This is a genomic window from Scytonema hankhaensis NUACC26 (assembly GCF_045865695.1).
Classification (GTDB): domain Bacteria; phylum Cyanobacteriota; class Cyanobacteriia; order Cyanobacteriales; family Nostocaceae; genus Scytonema.
Genome location: NZ_BAACAP010000215.1, coordinates 44,523 through 62,856 on the forward strand (window position 1 = coordinate 44,523; position 18,334 = coordinate 62,856).

Consider the following 18,334-nt stretch of genomic DNA (forward strand, 5'->3'; position numbering starts at 1 on the left):
CCCCCTTCAAAAGGGGGACTAGGGGGGATCTTGATACAACGGTAGACTTTACAAACATCCTCTAATACCAATTCTCTATTAAGCTGCACATTATTTTTACCCCTCCTAACCTCCCCTTACAAAGGGGAGGAAAATAAATTTCCTGTTTCCCCTCCTTTATAAGGGGGGTAAGGAGAGATGCCGCAGGCGGTGGGGTTCTTTCTAAGCATCTTCATATGAAAACTGTATAAGATATTATTCTAATCTTTAAATAACCTTCTATAAAAATATTTTATCATCTCTATTTTTTTCCAGATATTACAAATTTAAAGTACTTAATTACATATAGGAATCTTATTTTCTTTTTGAAACACTCATATAGAGTACTTACTCTCGCGTTAAGGTTCTTATCTATAACATCTTTATTGCACAATACTAAACATATATATGCTCTCCGGAAAAATTGCAAATTTAATTTATCGTGTCTCAAATTAAACATGAGCGAAAGAATTGTTAGTTTTCAAAAGATAGACTGTTGGCAAGCGCTTTTTAACTACAGTAAGCTTTAAGAAACAAAGAAAAAGGGGGAGTAGACAAAGACAACTGGTAACAACTGAATCAAGAACACCATAAGCTACTGTTATTTTAGGAGGATTCTTAATCTATGATTGTTGTCATGAAATCTGGTAGCCCATCAGAAGAAATTGAACGAATCATTCAAGAACTTCGCAGTTGGAATATCACTCCAGAAAAATCAGTAGGTCAGCACAAAGTGGCGATCGGTTTAATAGGTGAGACAGCAGAGATTGACCCGCAACAAATTCAAAATTTGAGTCACTGTATTGAGCAGGTTATTCGGGTGAAAAAGCCTTTTAAGCGGGCTTCTCTAGAATTTCACTCTCACCAACCGACTGATGTAGTTGTACACACTCCTAATGGCTCTGTAACTTTTGGTCAAAATCATCCTTTGGTAGTTGTAGCGGGACCTTGTTCCGTAGAAAATGAGGAGATGATTGTAGAAACAGCCCGGAGAGTAAAAATCGCTGGAGCTAAGTTTCTTCGAGGAGGGGCATATAAACCCCGTACTTCCCCTTATGCTTTCCAAGGTCATGGAGAAAGTGCTTTATCGCTTTTAAACAAAGCACGAGAAGCTACTGGACTGGGAATTATTACGGAAGTGATGGATACAACAGATATAGAGAAAGTTGCATTTGTCGCAGATGTGTTGCAAGTGGGTGCTCGCAATATGCAAAATTTCTCACTGCTTAAGAAGGTTGGTGCAACTGGAAAGCCTATTCTTTTGAAGCGCGGATTGTCAGCTACCATTGAAGAATGGTTGATGTCAGCCGAGTATATTTTGGCTGCTGGTAATCCCAACGTCATACTATGCGAACGTGGTATCCGCAGTTTCGATCGCCAATACACTCGCAATATCTTTGATATATCTGCAATTCCGGTTTTGCGCTCGCTCACTCATTTGCCCATCATGGTCGATCCTAGCCATGCTACTGGTAGATCTGAGTTTGTGCCAACAATGGCAAAGGCATCTGTTGCTGCTGGTGCAGACTCCTTGATGATTGAAGTTCATCCCAATCCGAGCAAAGCCCTTTCTGATGGTGCTCAATCTCTAACATGGGAAGGATTTGAGGAATTAATGCGAGATTTGCCGAATGTAGCTAATGCTTTGGAAAAGAAGAAAGTGTGAGGGATAACGGCTCGTTAATTCTTTCATACTTGTCCCTAGATAAAACTTCTCCATTCAGAAAGGTTTTAGCAGCCTTGGAGAAAAGCTTGTTATGCCTTACTTAACGGAGAAGTTAACTGAATTCATTGTTTTCAGAACTCTACAACCATAAAGGAAAAGAATCCTGTTATGTCCAATATACCAAATTCTACTCAAATTTTAGTCATCGGTGGCGGGCCTGCTGGATCGACTGCTGCGACTTTATTAGCGCGAGAGGGTTTTGACGTGACTTTGTTAGAACGGGATTTTTTTCCGCGATATCACATTGGTGAATCGCTTCTACCATCAGCTTTAGAAATATTTGATTTATTAGGCGTGCGGGAAAAGGTTGAAGCACAAGGATTTCAGCGTAAACCTGGAGCCTATTTGGAATGGGGCAAAGAGAAGTGGAGCCTCAATTTTGGAGAACTTAGCGGCAACCACACATATAGCTTTCAAGTTCGTCGTGCTGACTTTGACCACCTACTTTTAGAACATTCTAAAAGCCAAGGCGTGAAAGTCTTTGAGGGAACGGAAATTCGTCAAGTCTCCTTTGATGAAAATCGTCCAAAAAGCGCTACTTGGTCTCAATCCAATGGTATAACAGGAGAAATCTCTTTTGATTTCGTCATTGATGCTTCCGGTCGTGCGGGTGTTTTATCAACACGCTACCTAAAAAATCGCCGAAACCATAACGTATTTCAAAATATAGCTATCTGGGGCTATTGGAAGAACGTTAAAAGATTACCTCAAGGTAAAGAAGGAGCGATCGCAGTCGGTTCTATTCCAGAAGGTTGGCTCTGGGGAATTCCACTAGATGAAGAGATTATGAGTATCGGAGTGGTGATGCACAAAGATATTTATAAAGAAAGACGCAATAAGAAGTTAGAGGAGATATACTCAGAAGCCATTAAAGAATGCTCTCTCATCTCTGATATGATTGAGCCTGGTCAGTTAGTATCAGAAGTCAAAGTCGAGCAAGACTATTCTTACACCTCTGATTACTTCTCAGGTCCGGGCTACTTCATGTCAGGAGATGCAGCTTGCTTCTTAGATCCGCTATTATCTAGTGGAGTTCATCTTGCCACTTACAGCGCACTCTTAGCAGCTGCAAGCGTTGCAAGCATCTTGCGTGGTGAGATTGACGAAGCACAAGCCGCCACATTCTACGACAAGAGCTACAGACAAGCATACTTGCGTTTTCTCGTGTTTGTCTCAGCTTTCTACGACCAAAACCGTGGTAAAGATTCCTATTTTTGGGAAGCACAAAAATTAAGCCGCCATGACTTTAGCGGTGCCGATTTAAAACTTGCTTTCCTAAACCTAGTGTCTGGAGTAGAAGACTTAGTAGATGCACAAGAAGGCGTTACTGAGTTTGCCGTCAACGAGATGTCAAAGCGAATCAAAGAAAACCACGAGCTTCGCCAAGATAAACAAGCTCTGGCATTAAAAGACAAGTCTACCGATTCTTCAGTCCAAGCCACAAATAATTTCTTTAATGCAGTTGAAGGGTTCTTTTCACTCTCAGCAGCAGGGGCTATTGACGGCGTATATGTCGTCACTAAGCCAAATATAGGTTTGTGTAGAGTCTAGGAACCAGTGACCAGTGACCACCTGACCAGTGACCACCTGACCAGTGACCAGTGACCACCTGACCAGTGACCACCTGACCAGTGACCAATGCCCAATGCCCAATTGAAACCTTAAGGAGTCTTATGTCTGTTTTTGTATCTGAAAATCTTCCCAATGATGTCCAGTCTGAGGAAATCGATATTGCAGCGCAAATGCGTAAAGGGCATCCCCAAATACCTGAAGGTGATGCTTACATCATTAGGCTAATTAAACAACATTCTCAAAAATTGGGACGACCAATTCGCGTCTTCGATGTTGGGTGTGGAACTGGATATTTTGCTTCAAAGTTAGCAAAACGTCTACCTGAAATAGAACTGATTGCCAATGAGGATGAACCAGAGATTACCGCTAAATTAGAACGTCGTTTAGCAACTGATGCTAATGCTAAAGTGTTCTCCGGTTCTTTTGAGGAGTGGAATGAAACTGTAGATATCGTTCTCTCTTGGGGAGCACATCACCATCTTCCGAAAAACTACTTGTCTCATGCCAAGCACATATTACATCAAGATGGTGTTATCATTGTAGGTGATGAGTTTTGCCCTGAGTATTGCGAAAACCATCACGCAAAACGCATAGCTAATGCTGAATTACTCCACATTGCTAATGGGTATATTTTAACCACTGTAGAAGAGGTAGAGAATTATCAGCAAACGGGTCATATTCCAGAAGCAGCATTGGATCTCGAACGTCGTCGGCAGCAAGCACTGTGGACTTGGTATAGATATGTTGTTGACTTCGCTATGGATCGCAACTGTATTGGTGTTGCGATCGAAGAATTGCGAGCAACTCATGATGACCTAATTACAGGGTTAGGTATTGAGCATAAAATGTCTCCATTGATTGTGGAGCAGGAGTTTAGGCTCGGTAACTTCCGACAAATCTCCAAGAAAGTTTTTGGTCCTTCCTATGCACCGGAATACCAAAGCTTTGTTATTTACGAACTGGGAATTTAAATAATTCAGTGACCAGTGACCAGTGACCACCTGACCACCTGACCAATCGCTAATCCCCAATCCCCAATCATGATCGACCTCCGGAGTGATACAGTAACGCAACCAACCTCCGCCATGCGTCAAGCTATGGCTTCTGCTAAAGTTGGCGATGACGTGTACGGAGATGACCCTTCTGTCCGTCAGCTAGAGGAGTATGCAGCCCATCTTACAGGTAAAGAAACTGCATTGTTTGTTCCTACAGGTACGATGGCAAACCAAATCGCATTAGGTGCGCTTACTAAACCGGGCGATGAGGTGATTATAGGTTTGGGTAGCCATTGTTACTTATATGAAGGAGGAGCAGGTGCTGCTCTCAACGGTTTGCAATTTCAAACGATTGGTAACAATGGTCGATTTACGGCTAATGATATTAGTGCTGCTTACAAACCAGATAATCATCACCAAAGCCCAACAACTGTTGTTGCTTTTGAAAACACCCACAACCGTGGAGGGGGTTGGGTTTGGGATATTGATGAGTTGCGATCGCCTGCTTCTATTGCTCGCGAATATGGAATGTCATTGCACTTAGATGGCGCTCGTATTTTTAATGCTGAGGTTGCGAGTGGCGTGACAGTAAAAACTTGGTCAGAACCATTTGATACCGTCACGTTTTGCTTATCCAAAGGCTTGGGCGCACCAGCAGGAAGTGTTGTTTGCGGTTCTAAGGAGCACATTCATCGTATCCATCGTTTGCGGAAAATGTTTGGCGGTGCTATGAGACAGGTAGGAATTCTGGCTGCTGCTGGAATTTATGCGCTACAGCATCATGTAGAACGATTGGCAGACGATCACGCTAACGCTCAGTTACTGGCTCAGATATTAGCACAGACGCCTGGAATTATTCTCGCTCCCGCAACAGTTGAAACAAATATCATCTGGTTTCAATTAGCACCCAATGTTCTAGACGCTCCAACTTTGGTAGCTGCAGCACGCGATCGCGGCGTATTTCTGAGTTCTTCAGGGAAGCGAGCCGTTAGAGCCGTCACTCATCTTGATATTAGCCGAGATGATTGCGTAATTGCAGCTGGGATAGTGGGTGAAATTCTTGCACAGTAAACGTTAGTGGTTGGTAGGGGCGCGGCGGCCTTGCGCCCCTACCAACCACTAACAATTTCCTAAATTCTCAGTCTATGACATCAACTCCGAAATCCTCTTCAGCAAATATACCAATGACAGAACGTATTATTGTTGACATACAACAAACGAGTTGTTGTATTGTTGGTGGCGGACCGACAGGGGCTGTACTCGCATTGGCTTTGGCACGTCAAGGTGTTACCGTCACATTGCTAGAAGCACACAAAAGTTTTGACCGAGACTTTCGAGGTGATATTATCCACGCGCAAGCCATGGAAATTATGGATGAACTGGGTGTCACTGAACGCTTGCTCCAAGAAGTACCTCATACAAAAACGGACAAAATAGAATTCATGACACCCCAACAAAGTGTCACATTTGCAGATTTTAGTCGGTTGAAATCTCGACACCCTTATGCTACTATTATTCCTCAAGCAAAGTTTATTGAATTCCTCGTTGCTGAAGCAAAACGCTACCCAAACTTTCAAATAATTATGGGAGCGAACGTACAGCAACTGATTGAGGAAGATGGAATTATCAGTGGTGTTCGATACCGAGGAAACGGTGGCTGGCATGAGGTGAGAGCCAAGCTAGTCGTTGGTGCAGATGGGCGCTTTTCTCGTATCCGTCAGTTGGCGGGTATGCAACAAGATAAGACAACTGCTCCAATGGATTTACTCTGGTTGCGTCTTCCAAGACACTCTCATGAGCCACAAGGTCTCATTGCACGCTTTGGAGCCAAGCGCGTCATAGTTATGTATAATACCTATGATAGTAATTGGCAATTTGCTTACCTCATTCGCAAAGGCGACTACAATCAACTACTTGCGGCTGGTATAGAAGCATTGCAAGAGTCCATTGTTGAAATTGTGCCAGAGTTTAGCGATCGCGTGCATCATATCAAAGATTGGAAACAAGCATCACTTCTGTCTGTTGACATTGGTTGTTTGAAGCAATGGTTCCGTCCTGGGCTTCTTTTCATTGGGGATTCAGCCCATGTCATCTCACCTGTTGGTGGAGTTGGCATTAACTATGCAATCCAGGATGCAGCAACAGCAGCGAACATCCTTGGCGAACCACTCAAAAAAGGTCAGTTAAGACTGAGCCACCTCTCGCAAGTACAGCGCCGTCGCGAATCATCAGTGCGAATCCTTCAAGCTTTTCAGTCCTTTATCCAAACTAATATCACGGCAAAAGCCCTTCAATCGGACAACACATTAAAACTACCACACTACCTGCATTTACCAATTTTACGCGATATTCCGGCTCGATTACTAGCTTTTGGTCTTTTTCCATCTCATTTAAAGCTTAAAACTAGTATGCAGACAACAGTTGAAAATACTACGAGTAGTTACTCTAACTTCTCAAATTAGTAGTAAGCAATATACCATTTTGGATTTTAGATTTTAGATTTTGGATTGGGAAAGCCTTACTTAGACTTAACTCTTACCAAATTATCTACCGCATTCTTTTTTCAAATTGGTATTAGTTTAACTTTGTAAATTTTTTAAGGACAATGACCATGGCACATAATGGAACAACAACACTTCAAGATCCGTACAACACAAGTCAACAAGATCTCACAGAAGACACATTGGTAGGAAATTCTCAAGAACCAGTCGTACTACCCGACCAAAATAGACCGGGATACTGGTTGGTTGGAGACCATGCTACTTTTGTGGCAGATGGTGAAGATACTAACGGGCAATATTCTCTCTTTGACTTCTACACTCTTCCCCAAGGTGGTCCCTTTCCCCATATCCACCGGACAGAAAATGAGTTTGCTTATATCCTAGAAGGAGAAATTTCTTACCAATTAGACGATGAAGTGCTCACGGCAACTCCCGGAACATTTCTCTACAAACATCAAGATGACATTCATGGATTTGTCAACTTGGGTGACACACCATCACGACATCTAGAGTTTACTTTACCATCAGGCTTAGAGAAAGCATTTGCAACAGTTGGCGTACCTGGCTCAATTTTAGAACCACCTCCCAACGAAATTCCTCCTAGCGAAATCTTAGATAATTACACAGAGGTTTTAGCTGAATATGGAGTAGAGGCTCAAAATTCAATCATCTTTCCTTCTGCTGGACTCAATCAGACACTCACTGGTACTCCTGAAGTAACATTACTACGTCCCGGTCAAGCAGATACAGATGTAAGTGCGACACTAGCTCTGAGTAACGGTACTGCAATTCCAGTTGATTTTGCTGCTGGAGAAAGAACAAAAACCGTAGAGATTCCTGTAGATGGTTCTGAATTACCTGGAGACACTCTTGAATTAGCTATTACCAATCCTACCAATGGTGCTATTGTTGGATTATTGCAAGATGAACTTGTTCTTACTTTTGGAGAGGACAATACCTACACTTTGGAAAATGGGGATAAACCCGATAGTTTTCCAACAATACTACCAAACGATGAAGAACGTCTGAAAGTTACTTTAGGAAACGACGACTATACTTTCGTTGCAACTGCTGCAGATACAGATGGCAAAATATCCCTATTTGATGTTTCCGTTCAACCGGGAACTCAAAACGAATCTCTACTCTCTGCTCCAACCGATCTAGGATTTTATGTCGTAGATGGGAATGTCACTTTTGAACTGGGCGATGAATCATTTACAGCAGCCCAAGATACTTTTGTCTTCCTACCTGAAGGTAACTCCTTTGCACTGACAAATCAAGGAACGTTACCTGCAAGAACACTTGCATTCTCTACATCTCCAGAAATTGAGACATATATTGCAAGTACCGGGAGCGGTAATGACCGAGCTAATTCTCTGTCTATTATGGAACCTCCGTTAACATCTGACCTCAGTACAATGATTTCAACAGAGTCTTTCGTTTAAGTTTATCGCTTGTAGTACAGAATATGCTCAAGTATATTCCACTTATTGCACGTGCTTCACTCGCCTCCGTTTTTCTTGAATCTGGCGTTAATAAGATTTTGCATCCCGTTGTAACGCAACAATTTATGGCTGCTTATGGAATACCTTTCACTAGGTTCTTCTTAGTCAGCGCGATTGTCCTTGAACTAACTGCTGGACTATCAGTGTTACTGGGTTACAAAGCTCGTTGGGGTGCGATCGCACTTATTAAGTTTCTTATTACCGTCACATTCATTTTCCATACAAATTTTTCCGACCATATGCAAGTAGGTCATTTCATGAAGAATTTGGCTATTTTAGGAGGATTGATGATGGTCGTTCAATACGGATCGGGCGCAGTAAGTTTTGACCGTCGCAGCATTTTAGCAAATTCAAAGAGACAAATTGTCCGGTATTGACACAGAATTAAAGAATACTACTATGGCTTTAATGAAAGCAGTTCAGGTCAGCAGACCTGGTGGTGATTTTGAAGTTGTCGAACGAGAAATTCCCGAACCTCAACACAATCAAGTCCGCGTCAAAATAGAAGCTTGTGGTATCTGCCATGGAGATGTCTTTGTCAAAGAAGGTTTTTGGCACGGATTAAAATATCCTCGCATACCAGGTCATGAGATTGTTGGGTCTATTGATAAAGTTGGAGAAGGAGTTACTACTTGGCAACAAGGGCAACGTGTAGGTGTTGGTTGGCATGGTGGACATTGTTTCCAGTGCGAACCTTGTCTTCAAGGCGACTTTAGCAATTGCCAAAATTCTGCCATCACAGGAATAGATTTCGATGGCGGCTATGCAGAGTACACAGTTGTACCAAGCTCAGCACTAGCTAGAATTCCAGACGACTTGAGTTCAATTGAAGCAGCACCTTTATTATGTGCCGGAATTACGACCTTTAACGCCTTACGCAATTCTGGAGCCAGAGTTGGCGATATTGTTGCCGTACAAGGAGTAGGTGGATTGGGACATTTAGCCCTTCAATTTGCCCGTAAGATGGGTTTTAAGACTGTGGCAATATCACGCGGACAAGATAAGAAAACACTTGCCCTCGAAATGGGTGCAACTGATTACATCGATACCGAATTAGTTAATCCCGCACAAACACTCATTGATATGGGGGGAGCAAAGGTTATCTTAGCTACAGCACCAAATAGCAAAGCAATATCTTCTTTAGTAAATGGGTTAACTGTCAATGGTAAGTTGTTAATTGTAGGGGCATCAGGAGAACCACTAGAAATATCTCCAATACAGTTAATTAAAGGCAGAAAATCCGTTCAAGGATGGCATAGCGGACACGCTAAAGATTCAGAAGAAACCTTAAGCTTTTGCATGATAAGTGAAATCCGACCTCTAATTGAAGTCTTCTCATTAGAAAATGTGGCAGAAGCTTACAAACGAATGCTCTACAACAAAGCTCGTTTTCGAGTAGTTTTACAAATTTCTTCCTAGAAAATATGAAAGATAAGAGTAAAAATAAAATTTTATTCTTCGTATTTTCTACTCAGACTTACACCTCTTACTCAATTACTTACACTTCAATTGACAAGAATCATGAACGCAGTAGATATCAATTTACTCAGTCAATTCAACGACTTACCTTTTTTCTCAATACCACAAAATCAGAGACAAAAGCTATTTTCTCATGGTAAAGTACGCAAAGTTCAATCTGGAGAAAGATTGATTGAAGAAGGCACCACAGAGCCAATTCTTCTCATCCTATTTGAAGGAGTTTGTCAGGTTCGCAAACTTACACCAGAACATGAATTGAGCCAATTTCGAGAAATTACTTTACGGCGTACACTTGCTCCTGCAATTTTTGGTGAAATGTCCTTTCTTGAGAGTAGACCTCATTCATCTTCTGTAGTCGCTATAACATCTTGTGTGGTATGGGAATTGACTGCTGAAGCTTTCCATCGATTTATGAATGGAAATATCAATCTTGGTATCGCTTTAAAGCGAAGTTTTAGTTATTTGATTGCACAACGTTTACGCGAGACTGAGACAGCACTAGCCGCTATGCTTGTTCATCAAGATACAGTTTCCTTGAAATGCAATGACATTAGTTTTGATGACGGTTCGCAATCTTAATTAGGTATGACTATGGCATTCCAATTAACAATTCCAAAAATGGCTTGTTCTACCTGTGCAAACAAGATTATCAAAGCTATTAAAGCTATTGATGCAAATGCTAAAGTACAAACAGACCCAAGACTAAAGCTTGTAAGTATTACTACAAAAACATCAGAAGTCACAATTAGGCAAGCACTAGTCACAATTGGTTATCCTGCTATTTAAAAAATATGAAGAGTAAAGGATAAAAGAATGTAAATATTAACTTTCGTACTTCATATTATATACTTTACTCTTCACTTTTCAGTTTTCACCCTTGAAGGAGCCAAATAATTTATGGCAACTGTTTCATCTTTATTTCGTAAATATCATCGACAGATATCAATCATGGTATCCTTACCTCTCATGTTGATGGCTTTGACAGGAACTGTTTCGCCTATCTTGGAAGAGATGCATTTTGATACTGCAGTCAAATTCATCCGGAAAATCCATAGTGGCAAGATATTTTTTGGGTCTGGTTATGTAGTTTATTCAGCTTTAAGTGGTTTGGCGTTGTTAGGCTTACTCGTAACAGGTTTTATTATGCTACGACCATTTAATAGACGTAGGAGACAGTGACCAGTGACCAGTGACCAGTAACCAGTTAAGAATGTAACCGTTTCTTGTTTATATAAATCAAGTTAGTTGCTTCTAAAGTAAACATTGTACTTGGTCATTTGGTACTACTAAACAATTAGTCATTCCTAGTAGGGTGGGCATTGCCCACCAAAAGTTTCATGTGGTGGGTAATGCCCACCCTACAATACTGATTAAGGGTTGAATCTTATATGGAAACTATCACATTAAAATTAAGTGGTATGAGTTGTGCCGCTTGCGCTCACAGCGTTGAAAAAGCAATTTGTGCCGTACCTGGCGTATTACAATGCAATGTTAATTTTGGTGCAGAAATTGCAACCATTCGTTATCACAAGTGGCGAACTAATTTGGAAAAAATTCAAGCAGCGATCGCTAATGCTGGATACTCGTCCTACCCTCAATCAGATGGGGTTATAAATTCTGTTGAAGAAGATAAAAAAAGTGCAGCCTATTTAGTTCAATCGCGCATTATTACACGTAAATTGATATTTGCAAGTATTCACAGCTTTCAAATTATCTTGGGGTCGCTACCACATATGATAGGATTGCATTCATCTTTTATTCCACCAGTTCTAAGTAATCCCTGGGTACAGTTACTATTAGCTACACCCGTACAATTCTGGTGTGGGGCTTTCTTTTATCGTAATGCCTGGAGAGCTTTGAAACGTCGTACAGCAACAATGGATACATTAATTGTTTTAGGAACGAGTGCGGCTTATTTTTATTCATTATTTGTGACGGTATTTCCAAAACTATTTACATCTCATGGTTTAGTAGCGGATGTGTATTACGAAGCGGCAACAGTTGTTATTACCTTAGTTTTATTAGGTCGGTTGTTGGAACATCATGCCAAAAGTCAAACCTATAAATCTATACGTAAATTAATTGGCTTACAACCAAAAACAGCTTGTGTTATCCGCGATAATGTAGAAATTAATATCCCAATTCAAGAAGTACCTGTTGGCGATGTCATCTTGGTACGACCGGGAGAAAAAATTCCAGTAGATGGAGAAGTCATTGATGGAATTTCTTCTGTGGATGAATCTATGATTACAGGTGAAAGTATGCCTGTCAAAAAGCAGCCACCAGATGAAGTTATTGGTGCTACAATTAACAAAACAGGTTGTTTGATATTCCGAGCAACGCGAGTGGGACGCGATACAGTACTATCCCAAATCGTGAAGCTAGTTCAAGACGCTCAAGCCTCAAAAGCACCAATTCAACGCTTGGCAGATCGAGTCACAGGATGGTTTGTACCAGCAGTTATTGCGATCGCGATCGCCACTTTTCTGATTTGGTTTAGTATTGCAAGTAACTTTACCCTTGCCTTGATAACAGCTATAGGCGTGCTGATTATAGCTTGTCCTTGCGCTTTAGGTTTAGCAACTCCCACATCAGTTATGGTAGGAACGGGTATAGGCGCAGAACATGGGATTTTAATCAAAGGGGCTGAAAGCCTAGAACTAGCGCACAAAATACAAACTGTTGTGCTAGATAAAACAGGAACTTTAACAGAGGGAAAACCTACTGTTACAGACTTTTTCACTACTAAAGGTACGCAATTCAATAACGAAATTAAACTCCTGCAAATGGTTGCAGCAGTAGAACAGGATTCCGAACATCCTCTAGCGGAAGCGATCGTAAAGTATGCTGAATCCCAAGGTATAGACACGCGAAAAATCCAGTCTCTACGAGCCAGAAATTTCCAAGTATTTCCAGGGATGGGTATTCAAGGTGGAGTTTCAGGTTGTCTCGTTCAAATAGGAACGCAACGTTGGTTAGAAGAACAAGGTATTAATACGTATAGATTTCACAAACAAAAAACCATCTTAGAAGCAACAGGTAAAACCTTAGTATGGATTGCGATAGATGGTTCTCTTCAAGGCTTAATTGGAATCTCTGATGCTTTAAAACCTTCATCAAAAGAAGTTGTCAAAAACCTCCAAAAAATGGGTTTAGAAGTTATCATGCTGACTGGAGACAATCGTGCATCTGCGATCGCATTCGCCTTACAGCTAGGTATCAAGCGAGTGTTTGCAGAAGTTCGACCCGAGCAAAAAGCTCAAGTTATTCAGTCTCTACAGAGCGAGCAATTGCGACAATCCCTTGTCGCGATGGTAGGAGATGGGATTAATGATGCACCCGCCCTTGCACAAGCAGATGTTGGAATTGCCATCGGAACTGGGACAGATGTTGCGATCGCTGCTAGCGATATCACCCTTATATCTAACGACTTAGAAGGAATCATCACAGCAATTCAGTTAAGCCGTGCGACGATTCGCAACATTCGCCAAAATCTGCTTTTTGCCTTCATTTACAACCTAGTTGGAATTCCCATCGCCGCCGGAATTCTCTTTCCATTCACTGGTTGGTTACTTAACCCAATTCTTGCAGGAGCCACAATGGCTTTTAGTTCATTGTCCGTTATTACTAACGCCTTACGCCTGCGAACATTTCAACCAAAAATGTATTTTTAGGTAACAATCAAAAACATGACTTTACGACATCGTTTTCCTAATTTGTCTGTTATTGGTAGCCTGAGTCTCCTTGGTATAGTTACCCAACAACACCCAACTCGTGCTGAAACAGAAATACCAGAAAATATTCCTTTCGATAAAATTTTGGCTGTCGAGACAAATTTACCTTCTAAGGTATTACCACCTCCTAGATCTGTAATATATTCTCGCGAACAAGCTCAACACAATACACTTTTTACAGCACAATCAGTTATACCTTGTAGCTTTTCAAACACAAATTTATTATGCTTCAATCCAAGACCTGAAAAATCTTCTCCTACCGATAAGGAGCTTTTTAAAAGCCAAGAAAAACTAACTCAAGAACCTAAATCTAAAAGTTTGTCACAATTAATGATGGAAAAATCTAAAAATTTGGAAAGTATAAATCGCGAACGAAAAGTAACGCAAAATAATCAAAAGCTAGAACAATCTTCTCCATACTCTTTGCGTCCCTATGAAAGCAAGAGTTCAAATCTTCCTGACTCTTTACATCCATACGATAGTGTTGATTTTGTCAATCTTGATTCTACACCATTACCTACACGTGTATCTCCTGCAAAAACTTTCCGCGTGCCTTATTCTTTACGTTCAAATAATACGAATTCTTCTAAAGAAGAACTTTCTGAAAAAACATCCGACATTCTAGACTTCGTTGAACTTTGGCAACCAGGAGATAATAATAATTCTTCTAAAGATAGCAAGACAACATCTCAAGAAGAAAGAGATAACACTATCTTAGAGTCAAAAAAAAAATCCAAGGAAGAAGATGGGGAAATATCGGAAGTTGATATCACTCCTGTCAGTCAACTAGATAATATTCAACCATCTGATTGGGCGTTTCAAGCACTGTATTCTTTAAGCGATCGCTACGGTATTAATAAAGCCAATCCGAATAGTAATTTTCGGGGTAACCGAGCATTAACTCGTTATGAATTTGCTAGCGCACTCCAAACAACAATAGAACAAATCAACGAGCTAATGGTACAAGGGAACACCTCAGTGATTTCCCGTGACGATCTAGCTATCTTAGAACGGCTTCAGGAAGAGTTTGCGGCTGAATTAACTAAGCTACAGGGGCGTGTAGACACGTTAGAAGTTCGTACTTCTGAATTGCAAGCCAATCAGTTTTCGACAACTACCAAATTAACAGGACAAGTCATCTTTGGCGTAACAGGAGGTAGTTTTAGTGGAGAACGCATTGTTGACGTGACAGGTAGAGAAATTACAACAAAACAACCCAATCCAACATTTGTATATCGAGCAGCTTTAGACTTTAACACCAGTTTCAGTGGTTCCGATCTATTGAAAATTCGTTTGGATGCAGGAAGCGATGGTGCAGATGATAACGCCGCCGGATTTCTTGAACCCAGTCTTGGTAGCGTCTTAGATTTTGCAGCAAAACCTCCAGTAGAACAATTTGGTATTTCCCGCCTCCTCTATACCTTCTCTCCTCTAAGAAACGTAACTCTTTCCCTCGGTCCCAAAATAGTTCTCAGCGACTACATAGACACAAATCGCTACGCCAACCTCAGCTTTTTAGACTTTTCCACTCAAGCATTTGTTAACAATTATCTTTTATTTCCAGTTCAAGGCTTGGGTGCGGGTGCTGTCATTAGTTGGAATCCAGGAGACGGAGCATTTACAGCAAGAGCAGGTTATGTGGCTGCTGCTGCAAATGAACCAACATCAAGAGATTCCACCTCTTTTGTTCCCGGCATTTTTCCTATAGGGTACACTCTTTACCCTAATGGAGGTAGTACTGGAGGCTTGTTTGGCGATCCCCATCAAGGCATAGCAGAAGTCGAATATGCGCCCTCTAAAAACTTCGCTGTTCGCCTCCAGTATGCCTTTGGAAATATTTTAGGCGGTCAATTTAATGTTTTTGGAGCCAATTTTGAATTAGCCTTATCAGATCGATTTGGTGTTTTTGGTCGCTATGGTCGCGCTAGTTATAAAGACACAGCTTTTGGTGACATCAATCCCACATATTGGATGCTAGGTCTCGCTTTTCCTGATTTATTCGTGCGAGGTGCGAAAGCAGGTATTGCCATTGGTCAACCTTTCATTTCTCGTGATGTTGGCAATGCTACTCAAACAAACTTTGAAGCCTTTTACAACTATCCCATTAGTAACAGTATTCAAATTGCACCAGTCGTACAAGTCATTACAAACCCAGGCAATCAGGAAAGCAATGGTACTGTTATTACAGGTACGCTTCGCACGGTGTTTTCTTTTTAGGGGGTAGGGAATAGAGGTTAAATGACCAATGACAAATGACAAATGACCAATGACAAATGACCAATAATAAATATTTTGCCGGAGAAATTGACAGTAGAGTAGAAGAAAGTCATCATGCGATTGAAACACTCAGTGTACTAGCCGTTACTCAGTAAGTCGATCGCTCTCCAAAGTCAGCACCCAAACTAGAAAGGTATTTACCAGCCAATCCTCGTCCTCAAAATTCAGTATTCTATGAAACACAATTCCCTCAAAGTTTATCTAACTATTGCGATCGGGAGTACGGCTCTAGTTACAACTCCGGTAAATGCTGCAAATCCCACACACGTAAAGCAAGTACTAACAACAAAAAAGTGTATTAAATGCGATTTATCTCAAGCTAACTTGCGGGGGGCAGATTTAAATTATGCTAATTTTCAGGACGCTAACTTATCGGGAGCCATTCTGTCGGGAGCTAACCTTCAGTATACTAACTTTCAAAACGCCAACTTATCAGGAGCCGACTTAACACAAGCTAACTTGTCAGAAGCTAATTTGTCATCGGCAAATCTTCGGAAAGCTAACCTTTCTCAAGTCAATTTGTCATCGGCAAATCTTCAACAAACTAATCTATTACAAGCGAATCTTTTACAAGCTAATTTATCGCGAGCTATCTTTTGGCAAGCCAATCTACAACAAGCTAACTTATCCAAAGCCAACTTGTGGCAAGCAAATTTATCAGTTGTAGGCAGTCTTCAGCAAGCCAATTTGACAGGAGCTAAATTGTGGCAAGCCAATCTCCGACAAGCCAATTTACAGGATGCTAATTTTACACAAGCCGATCTTTCACAAGCCGATTTAACATCAGCACGCATTCAAAGAAGCAAGTTGTGGTATGCCAACTTGTCACAAACAGTTCTTGAGGGAGTCAACCTTCAAGAGGCAGATCTTGAGACGGCTAACCTACAGGGAGCAAAGATGCCCAACGGTGAAATGTATTTTTCGTCATCTACCCCCAGTATACCTATTCTTCACATTCTTCTCAGTACTTTTAGCATTTTTGGAGCAGCGATCGCGTTTTGGAGAATAGCAAAAAGTTAGTTAATGGTCATTTGTCATTTGTCTACTAACCACTAACTGCTTTTACAAAAATCTCTGGGATTGCACGTTCAAGTTTATATTCCCACCTGCTATTTAAAAATGAGGTGAGAATTACGCTTGGATTTGGACGAATTGCGAGCATACCATTAAACATGGAAGTCCGCCCTCTCAATTCCTGAGTTACAGTTTGCGGTAGATAAGCTAAAGCAGTTGTTCTATTTCGGCGATCCAAACTACCCGTGTGAGAATACTGTGGCTGTTGTGATTCTGTGGGAAGCGATTGTAAAATTTTATGTTCTAAACGTAATTTAGTCCCGCCTTCTTGTGGTTCTAAAATCCACGTGACAATAGAAGGACGGGACATAAATTTGTCTTGCCAAGTGTAGGAAAGACGGTTTGGCTCGTCTAATTCTAACACCTCACAATCAATAGTTTCGCTTATACCGGGCAATGTAGAGTCTTGAAATTGAAATTTATGCCCCACTCGTGGCTCAAAGTCGTTTTCCATTAACCATGCAGCCAAGGTACGGCGGTTAGTTAGCACTTGCCAAACCTTTTCAGGCGGGTGTGGATAGAAAATTTCTTTTTTTAAGTCTCGGAGCATATATTTTCTTCCTCTAAGTAATTGCCAAGAGCATCTAGTTTTTGTTGCCAGAACTGTTCGTAATCAGCAATCCAGTTAGAAACTTGCCGAAGCGGTTCGGGGTTGAGTCGATACAAACGCTGTCGCCCTGCTTTTCTCATTTGTACCAAACCTGCATCGCAAAGCACTTGCAAGTGTTGCGAAATAGCTGGTAAGCTCATGGCAAAAGGCTCGGCTAACTGTTTCACTGGTTGCTCTCCAGTTAATAATCGATCTAATATTGCCCGTCTCGTCGGATCTGCGATCGCTGCAAAGACATCGGCACTAGCAGCAGGTCTACTCATGAATTATCCTGTTGCAGTCAAATTCAAAACTACGGTCATCAGAACATTACTTAATATTTTAGTAAATGCTTAATTATTTTGATGATAGATAAGTATCGACTGAAATGTCAACTCAATACAGAATTTCTATTTCTTAATTTTAAGTTTAGATTTAAGAGTGCATAAGTTAGTGTATATGTTTCCTAATAAATATATAACCTGCGATCGCTTATAAAAACATCGCAAAGTTTGCAGTAGTACTTAAGTTTGAAGGAGAAAAACGTATTATGTCGAATACTATCAATAATTCTCGCGACTCACTGCCTTCTCATATACAAGAGGTTAAGTTGGGTGGTACTGGAAAAGAATTACAACGCAATCCCATTTTAAAGATATGGCTAGCGATCGCTACTTTTTTTAAAAAAGAGCAAGTTAAGAGCGAAGTAGAATCACAACAAGATCTCCAAGCCCCACTAGATTATATAGATTCTGCCGAAGAACGATATTATTACACGCGCTTCACGGATCGAGTCGATCCATCTCTTTATTATACAATTTTTCAGTCTAAAAAACTTTGACAGTGTAACTACTCCCCTTCGTT

Annotated in this window: 17 protein-coding genes; 15 read left to right on the forward strand and 2 right to left on the reverse strand. The window is 41.0% G+C overall.

Going from position 1 to position 18,334, the window contains the following annotated elements:
- The first annotated feature begins 643 nt into the window (after nt 1-643).
- The 14 genes from aroF to ACKTT2_RS28485 all read left to right on the forward strand — a co-directional run bounded on the left by aroF (nt 644) and on the right by ACKTT2_RS28485 (nt 16,827).
- On the forward strand, nt 644-1,684 hold the full coding sequence (gene aroF / locus ACKTT2_RS28420) for a 3-deoxy-7-phosphoheptulonate synthase (protein WP_407892922.1): 1,041 nt from the start codon (nt 644-646) through the stop codon (nt 1,682-1,684).
- A 168-nt stretch (nt 1,685-1,852) separates the two neighbouring features.
- Nucleotides 1,853-3,295: an NAD(P)/FAD-dependent oxidoreductase gene (locus ACKTT2_RS28425; protein ID WP_407892924.1), complete on the forward strand. Its 1,443-nt coding sequence runs from the start codon at nt 1,853-1,855 to the stop codon at nt 3,293-3,295.
- A gap of 122 nt (nt 3,296-3,417) precedes the next feature.
- Nucleotides 3,418-4,287, forward strand: a complete 870-nt coding sequence (locus ACKTT2_RS28430) for a class I SAM-dependent methyltransferase (protein ID WP_407892926.1) — start codon at nt 3,418-3,420, stop codon at nt 4,285-4,287.
- A gap of 69 nt (nt 4,288-4,356) precedes the next feature.
- Nucleotides 4,357-5,382: a low-specificity L-threonine aldolase gene (ltaE, locus tag ACKTT2_RS28435; RefSeq protein ID WP_407892928.1), complete on the forward strand. Its 1,026-nt coding sequence runs from the start codon at nt 4,357-4,359 to the stop codon at nt 5,380-5,382.
- A 113-nt stretch (nt 5,383-5,495) separates the two neighbouring features.
- Nucleotides 5,496-6,773, forward strand: coding sequence for an FAD-dependent oxidoreductase (locus ACKTT2_RS28440; RefSeq protein WP_407892930.1), 1,278 nt, complete (start codon nt 5,496-5,498; stop codon nt 6,771-6,773).
- A 149-nt stretch (nt 6,774-6,922) separates the two neighbouring features.
- Complete coding sequence (locus ACKTT2_RS28445) at nt 6,923-8,257, forward strand: cupin domain-containing protein (protein WP_407892932.1); 1,335 nt, start codon at nt 6,923-6,925, stop codon at nt 8,255-8,257.
- A 23-nt stretch (nt 8,258-8,280) separates the two neighbouring features.
- Entirely contained in the window at nt 8,281-8,694 is a 414-nt protein-coding gene (locus ACKTT2_RS28450) for a DoxX family protein (RefSeq protein ID WP_407892934.1), read from the forward strand.
- Nucleotides 8,695-8,716: 22 nt separating this feature from the next.
- Nucleotides 8,717-9,736, forward strand: a complete 1,020-nt coding sequence (locus tag ACKTT2_RS28455; protein ID WP_407892936.1) for an alcohol dehydrogenase — start codon at nt 8,717-8,719, stop codon at nt 9,734-9,736.
- A gap of 102 nt (nt 9,737-9,838) precedes the next feature.
- Entirely contained in the window at nt 9,839-10,375 is a 537-nt protein-coding gene (locus ACKTT2_RS28460; protein ID WP_407892938.1) for a Crp/Fnr family transcriptional regulator, read from the forward strand.
- Nucleotides 10,376-10,387: 12 nt separating this feature from the next.
- Entirely contained in the window at nt 10,388-10,582 is a 195-nt protein-coding gene (locus ACKTT2_RS28465) for a heavy-metal-associated domain-containing protein (protein ID WP_407892940.1), read from the forward strand.
- A gap of 111 nt (nt 10,583-10,693) precedes the next feature.
- Nucleotides 10,694-10,975, forward strand: coding sequence for a peptidase (locus tag ACKTT2_RS28470; protein WP_407892942.1), 282 nt, complete (start codon nt 10,694-10,696; stop codon nt 10,973-10,975).
- 209 nt (nt 10,976-11,184) lie between these two features.
- Nucleotides 11,185-13,470, forward strand: a complete 2,286-nt coding sequence (locus ACKTT2_RS28475; RefSeq protein ID WP_407892944.1) for a heavy metal translocating P-type ATPase — start codon at nt 11,185-11,187, stop codon at nt 13,468-13,470.
- 15 nt (nt 13,471-13,485) lie between these two features.
- Nucleotides 13,486-15,747 (forward strand): iron uptake porin, encoded by a 2,262-nt coding sequence (locus ACKTT2_RS28480; RefSeq protein ID WP_407892946.1) that lies wholly within the window; start codon nt 13,486-13,488, stop codon nt 15,745-15,747.
- Nucleotides 15,748-15,981: 234 nt separating this feature from the next.
- Nucleotides 15,982-16,827 carry a pentapeptide repeat-containing protein gene (locus ACKTT2_RS28485; protein ID WP_407892948.1) on the forward strand — a complete coding sequence of 282 codons (846 nt, stop codon included), beginning with the start codon at nt 15,982-15,984 and terminating at the stop codon, nt 16,825-16,827.
- A gap of 25 nt (nt 16,828-16,852) precedes the next feature.
- On the opposite strand, the gene ACKTT2_RS28490 is transcribed toward ACKTT2_RS28485, so the two are convergent.
- Together ACKTT2_RS28490 and ACKTT2_RS28495 are read right to left on the reverse strand one after the other, a co-directional pair.
- On the reverse strand, nt 16,853-17,431 hold the full coding sequence (locus ACKTT2_RS28490; RefSeq protein WP_407892950.1) for an SRPBCC family protein: 579 nt from the start codon (nt 17,429-17,431) through the stop codon (nt 16,853-16,855).
- Nucleotides 17,416-17,754 carry an ArsR/SmtB family transcription factor gene (locus ACKTT2_RS28495; protein ID WP_407892952.1) on the reverse strand — a complete coding sequence of 113 codons (339 nt, stop codon included), beginning with the start codon at nt 17,752-17,754 and terminating at the stop codon, nt 17,416-17,418. Before ACKTT2_RS28495 ends, ACKTT2_RS28490 begins: the two co-directional genes overlap by 16 nt.
- Nucleotides 17,755-18,020: 266 nt before the next feature.
- On the opposite strand from ACKTT2_RS28495, the gene ACKTT2_RS28500 reads away from it, so the two are divergent.
- On the forward strand, nt 18,021-18,311 hold the full coding sequence (locus ACKTT2_RS28500) for a hypothetical protein (RefSeq protein ID WP_407892954.1): 291 nt from the start codon (nt 18,021-18,023) through the stop codon (nt 18,309-18,311).
- The last annotated feature ends 23 nt before the right edge of the window (nt 18,312-18,334 follow it).

Coding starts and splice junctions, on each gene's coding strand:
- ACKTT2_RS28475 (WP_407892944.1), top strand. CDS start 11,185: ATGGAAACTATCACATTAAAATTAAGTGGTATGAGTTGTGCCGCTTGC.
- ACKTT2_RS28470 (WP_407892942.1), top strand. CDS start 10,694: ATGGCAACTGTTTCATCTTTATTTCGTAAATATCATCGACAGATATCA.
- ACKTT2_RS28440 (WP_407892930.1), top strand. CDS start 5,496: ATGACAGAACGTATTATTGTTGACATACAACAAACGAGTTGTTGTATT.
- ACKTT2_RS28450 (WP_407892934.1), top strand. CDS start 8,281: ATGCTCAAGTATATTCCACTTATTGCACGTGCTTCACTCGCCTCCGTT.
- ACKTT2_RS28460 (WP_407892938.1), top strand. CDS start 9,839: ATGAACGCAGTAGATATCAATTTACTCAGTCAATTCAACGACTTACCT.
- ACKTT2_RS28490 (WP_407892950.1), bottom strand. CDS start 17,431: ATGCTCCGAGACTTAAAAAAAGAAATTTTCTATCCACACCCGCCTGAA.
- ACKTT2_RS28445 (WP_407892932.1), top strand. CDS start 6,923: ATGGCACATAATGGAACAACAACACTTCAAGATCCGTACAACACAAGT.
- ACKTT2_RS28425 (WP_407892924.1), top strand. CDS start 1,853: ATGTCCAATATACCAAATTCTACTCAAATTTTAGTCATCGGTGGCGGG.
- ltaE (WP_407892928.1), top strand. CDS start 4,357: ATGATCGACCTCCGGAGTGATACAGTAACGCAACCAACCTCCGCCATG.
- ACKTT2_RS28500 (WP_407892954.1), top strand. CDS start 18,021: ATGTCGAATACTATCAATAATTCTCGCGACTCACTGCCTTCTCATATA.
- ACKTT2_RS28480 (WP_407892946.1), top strand. CDS start 13,486: ATGACTTTACGACATCGTTTTCCTAATTTGTCTGTTATTGGTAGCCTG.
- ACKTT2_RS28465 (WP_407892940.1), top strand. CDS start 10,388: ATGGCATTCCAATTAACAATTCCAAAAATGGCTTGTTCTACCTGTGCA.
- ACKTT2_RS28495 (WP_407892952.1), bottom strand. CDS start 17,754: ATGAGTAGACCTGCTGCTAGTGCCGATGTCTTTGCAGCGATCGCAGAT.
- ACKTT2_RS28455 (WP_407892936.1), top strand. CDS start 8,717: ATGGCTTTAATGAAAGCAGTTCAGGTCAGCAGACCTGGTGGTGATTTT.
- ACKTT2_RS28485 (WP_407892948.1), top strand. CDS start 15,982: ATGAAACACAATTCCCTCAAAGTTTATCTAACTATTGCGATCGGGAGT.
- aroF (WP_407892922.1), top strand. CDS start 644: ATGATTGTTGTCATGAAATCTGGTAGCCCATCAGAAGAAATTGAACGA.
- ACKTT2_RS28430 (WP_407892926.1), top strand. CDS start 3,418: ATGTCTGTTTTTGTATCTGAAAATCTTCCCAATGATGTCCAGTCTGAG.